Genomic DNA, 263 nt, shown 5'->3' on the forward strand with positions numbered 1-263 from the left:
CGGCCAGATCATGGCTCGCGCCCTCGACATCCTGCCGCGGGTCACGGCCCTGTCCGCGCAGTCCTGCCAGACGGCGCGTCCCGACCTGTACCGCTGGGGCACGCTCAATCCGTATTTCCGCTCGTTGTTGCTGGTCAAGCGCGAGCACATCTATTGCTCGTCGGCCTTGGGCGAGGTGGACTACGAGACTGGCGCGTTCCACCGCTGGCCGGTCGGCACGCCGCCGACGCAGTGGTTCGTCAGCGTGTCCGGCACGCCCCTGG

The 263-nt window shown here is 68.8% G+C and carries 1 protein-coding gene; it reads left to right on the plus strand.

The features are described from left to right. A partial coding sequence (locus SB764_RS41430) for a CSS-motif domain-containing protein (RefSeq protein WP_410866959.1) occupies positions 1 to 263 on the plus strand: 263 nt, incomplete at both ends.

Origin of the sequence: Paraburkholderia sp. SIMBA_027, assembly GCF_046535315.1 — a bacterium.
GTDB lineage: Bacteria > Pseudomonadota > Gammaproteobacteria > Burkholderiales > Burkholderiaceae > Paraburkholderia > Paraburkholderia tropica.